This window comes from Paraburkholderia bryophila (genome assembly GCF_003269035.1).
GTDB classification, from domain to species: Bacteria; Pseudomonadota; Gammaproteobacteria; order Burkholderiales; family Burkholderiaceae; genus Paraburkholderia; species Paraburkholderia bryophila.
On record NZ_QLTK01000065.1, the window covers coordinates 1 to 4,589 of the forward strand.

Annotated in this window: 3 protein-coding genes; 1 reads left to right on the forward strand and 2 read right to left on the reverse strand. The window is 60.5% G+C overall.

All coding sequences use genetic code 11. The annotated features are described in order from the left end of the window. Nucleotides 1–464: 464 nt before the first annotated feature. Nucleotides 465–1,616: a branched-chain amino acid ABC transporter substrate-binding protein gene (locus BX591_RS35640; protein WP_420849461.1), complete on the reverse strand. Its 1,152-nt coding sequence runs from the start codon at nt 1,614–1,616 to the stop codon at nt 465–467. A gap of 165 nt (nt 1,617–1,781) precedes the next feature. Further along, nucleotides 1,782–3,389, reverse strand: a complete 1,608-nt coding sequence (pruA, locus tag BX591_RS35645) for an L-glutamate gamma-semialdehyde dehydrogenase (RefSeq protein ID WP_111935985.1) — start codon at nt 3,387–3,389, stop codon at nt 1,782–1,784. 146 nt (nt 3,390–3,535) lie between these two features. Here pruA and BX591_RS35650 point away from each other — a divergent pair, with 146 nt between their 5' ends. After that, complete coding sequence (locus BX591_RS35650) at nt 3,536–4,198, forward strand: GntR family transcriptional regulator (protein ID WP_111935986.1); 663 nt, start codon at nt 3,536–3,538, stop codon at nt 4,196–4,198. Nucleotides 4,199–4,589 lie beyond the last annotated feature (391 nt).

The window sequence follows — 4,589 nt, forward strand, 5'->3', positions numbered from 1 at the left end:
TCTCCGCGATCTTTGATGTACACCGGCGCGATCTGACGGTTCAACTACGGTTAGCGGCCATTCCGCCCGCATAACGGTATGTCGGAGAAGGGTCGGGATATGCCTTTTTCATAAGGCGTGCGGCCGAGGCGATCGCCGCGCTCGGTCGTCGGACGCAGTGCGGCTAGGAGCGGTCATCCGCCGAAGTACGCAAAGCGACAACCGGGTGTCGGGTTTGTATGACATAGGAGCCGTTCGCGTGCCACTTGCGCGTGTTGAAGTTAGACCGAAGCTGTCTATCAGCCGATCGTAAGAGGCGGCAGATACGTAGGCGCTACTGCATCGCCACGATAAAAAAACGAGTCTCATGTGCAACCATGAGACTCGCGAAATCGGCGCGCAACAATTGAAAGAGGAGTCGCAATCGCTCGCCCGCGCCGTGGCCTGGGACCAGGCCCACCTGGACTGGACCAGCTAGACTTGAATTACTTCGTGCCGACGGTTTGCAGCGCCGTCCACTTGCCATTCGTAACCTTGTACACCGTCACGCCGCCGTATTTCAGATCGCCTCGATCATCATAGGCAAGCTCATTGGTCGTCACGCCTTTCATCTGCGTCGCCTTCAACACCGGCAGATACTTGTGCGGGTCGACCGAGTCGGCGTTTTTCATGGCATTAAGCACAGCCATCGTGCCGTCGTAGGCGTACGGCGAATACAGTTCGACTTCGTTGCCGAAGCGCTTCTTGTAGCGCTCCACGTACGATTTTCCGCCCGGCATCTTGTCGAGCGGGCTGCCACCCGACGAAGCCAACGCACCTTCCGCAGCAGGACCCGCAATCTTCAGCAACTCGTCGGAGTGGATCATGTCCGGTCCGATCAGCGTACCCTTGACCGCCAGCGTGCGCATCTGCTTGAGAAACGGTGCCGCTTGCGTGTCCGCTCCGCCGTAGAAGATTGCGTCCGCATCCGACTGTTTGATGTGCGTGAGGATCGCCCGGAAGTCGACGGCTTTGTCGTTCGTGAACTCCTGCGCGACGATCGTTCCGCCCGCCGCCTTGACCGCCTTCGCAAACTCTTCGGCCACGCCCTGGCCGTACGCGGTGCGGTCGTCGACGATGGCGAAGCGCCTGAACTTCAGGTCCTTCACTACGTATTCGCCGAGCACGCCGCCTTGTTGCGAATCGGAGGTGACGAGACGGAACGTGGTTGCGAGGCCCTGCGCCGTGTAGGCCGGCGCGGTGGCAGTCGCCAGTTCGGGGATGCCCGCCTTCGCGTAGATCGGCGCCGCCGGAATACTGGTGCCCGAGTTGAAGTGGCCGATTACCGCGGCCACGCCGTCGTCGACGAGCTTCTGCGCAACGGTCGTGCCGGTACGCGGATCGGCCTGGTCGTCGGCCGCGTCGAGCACGAAGTGCACGGGCTTGCCGCCGATGACCGGCTTGGTGGCGTTGAAGTCTTCGATTGCCAGCGTCACGCCACTGCGGAAGTCCGCGCCGTAATGGGCCTGGCCGCCAGTCAGCGGCGCGGCGAAGCCGATCTTCACGTCCTGCGCCTGCTGTGCCAATGCGGTTGCGCCGCTCAAGCCGAGTGCCGCAGCGGTAGCGGCCAACGCGATCTGTTTCGTACCCATGCTCATCTTCTGATGCTCCTCTTTCTTGTGGAATGGCGCGAGACGGCACCCGCCGCGTGCCTCCCACGCTGCGTCCGTCCCGCTGTTGCAGACACTTCTGATTGCACCTTGCTCGCGGCCCGTCGGCGACCGCGCTTTCTTGCAAGCTGCCGGGTTGCGTGATGCCGGCGCTCAGCTCATATGCGGGTAAGCGTATTGATTAGCCGGCACGTAGGTTTCCTTGATCGTGCGCGGCGAAACCCAGCGCAGCAGATTCAGCGCAGAGCCCGCTTTGTCGTTGGTGCCGCTGCGGCGTGCGCCGCCGAACGGCTGCTGCCCGACTACCGCGCCCGTCGGCTTGTCGTTGATGTAGAAGTTGCCGGCCGAAAACCGCAGTGCCGCGCTCGCTTCCACAATGGCGCTGCGTTCCTGCGCGAACACGGCGCCGGTCAGTGCATACGGTGAAGTCGAATCGACCAGCTTCAGGACATCTGCCCATTGCGCGTCGGGGTAGACGTAGACCGAGAGTACCGGTCCGAAGATCTCTTCACGCATCGTGACGAACTGCGGATCGTCGACTTCGATCACGGTCGGCTGGATGAAGAAGCCGGTGCGGTCGTCGGCGCCGCCACCCGCGACGATCGACACGCCACCCGCTTGCCGTGCCTGCTCGATGTAACCAGTGACCCGGTCGTAGGCTTTGCGATCGATGACTGCGCCCATGAAATTGCCGAGGTCCTGTACATCGCCCATGCGGACGGTAGCCAGATCGTCGGCAAGGCGCGCCTTGACGGCCGGCCAGAGCGAGACCGGCACGTATGCGCGTGAAGCGGCACTGCACTTCTGGCCTTGATACTCGAACGCGCCGCGCAGCAGCGCAGCGCTAAGCGCCACCACATCCGCTGACGGATGCGCGAGCACGAAATCTTTGCCGCCGGTTTCTCCGACGAGGCGCGGATAGCTGCGATACGTCGGCAGACGCGCGGCTGTCTCGCGCCATAGCGAATCGAACACGGCCGTCGAGCCGGTGAAATGCAGTCCAGCGAACGCGTCCGATCCGAGCGCGACGGAAGACACTGTTTGCGCCCCGCCGGGCACGAAATTGATCACGCCAGGTGGCAAACCAGCGGCTTCCAGCAGTTCGAACACGAAGTAGTTGCTCAGCGCTGCCGTTGCCGCGGGTTTCCACAGCACGCTGTTGCCCATCAGTGCCGGCGCGCAAGCTAGATTGCCGCCGATTGCCGTGAAGTTGAACGGCGTCACCGCATAGACGAAGCCTTCCAGAGGTCGGTACTCAAGTGCATTGCGCATACCGGGCGCCGAGACCGGCTGGCTCCGCTGCAAATCTCGCGCAAACGCGACATTCCAGCGCAGAAAATCGATCAGTTCGCAGGCCGAGTCGATTTCCGCCTGATAGGCCGTCTTGCTTTGGCCAAGCATGGTCGCAGCGTTCAGTTTTTGACGCCACGGCCCAGCCAGCAGGTCGGCCGCTTTGAGAAATACTGCCGCGCGATCCTCGAAAGACCATTGCGACCAGTCGCGCTGCGCCTCGATGGCGGCCTGGATCGCGGCGCTCACATCGCTGCTACTCGCCTGATGCACTTGGGCAAGCGTTTGAGCGTGGTCATGCGGACATGCCACTGGTAGTGTGTCGCCGCCCGTTAGTCGCTTGCGGCCTGCCACGACGGGGATTTGCACCACATCGGCAGATTGCTGTTCGAGTGCGCGGACAAGCTCCGCCCGTTCTGGCGAGCCCGGCTGATACGCTAAGATTGGTTCGTTTCTGGGTGCTTCGAGCATGACTATGCAAACCTCTGACTGACGGCATATAGGATTCAAGTCGACAACAAAATTATCCAGTTACATGTCGATTGGATCCAATCCTAACAGGCTATAATTTTGACGACAACTTTTTCCGTCGGTCGGCGTACGACCGGCTTTTGCTCATGACGACAGTGCAGGCCAAGGCAGATCAGCGTTCGCTGCCGCAATCCATTCGGGACCAACTGCGCGATGAAATCCTGCGGGGCACGCTCCCGCCGGGCACACAGCTGCGCCAGGAAAATCTGGCGGAGCGTTTTGGCGCGAGCCGGATTCCAGTGCGTGAGGCATTACGGCAACTCGAAGCGGAAGGATTGGTGAGCTATCAGCTCAACCGCGGAGCGGTCGTGATCGCGATGTCAACGAGCGAGATTTGCGAGTTGCTCGACATTCGCGCCGCGCTTGAAAGCTATGCAGCAAAGCTCGCCGTACCGAACATGGTGGTGGCCGACATCGAGTTGATGAAGCGTATCCTCGCTTCATACGACGTCGCCACAACGCTTCCTGAGTGGGCCGAGTGCAACCGGCAGTTCCATCTGGCGCTGTGCGCGCCCTCGAACAACGAGCGGCTCAAGAAGATGATCGAGGAGTATTGCCTGAGCACGACCAATCGCTATCCGCATCTGAGGATGTCGCTGGATACGCAAAAGGAAGATGTGCAAAGGGACCACTATCAGATCGTCGACGCGTGCAAGCGGCGTGCTGTTAACGAAGTAGTGAGCTTGCTGGAACAGCATATTCTTGAGACAAAGCGGGAGGTTCTTGCCGCTGCACGCCTTGGGCAGTGATGCGGACTAACGGATCCAAGGTACACCCGATCTTCAATTGATGGAGCTTTACGGCAATTGGCAAATCTCTATGAGCCCCAGCGGCAAACGACATCAGGGCTTTGTGAGGGGAGCCAAAGTCGGCGGCAGCGGGGCTGATAGTATCTACTCGCCAATTGCAATCCGCAGCGTAGAACCTGTGTGACGTCACCGAACGTAATCAGTGAGTGGCTGCTCAGGGACAAAATATGCCCATCGCATATGGCAGTACGCGGCCGAGCCTGTGTGAAAACGCACTCATCGCCTAAACTGAATCGACTCATTGAGACCGGGTGACTCATGAAGCGATTCGTTGAAGGCGATGACCGCAAGCAGGTCGTACTACTTCCCGAATGCGTCGATGACTACATCG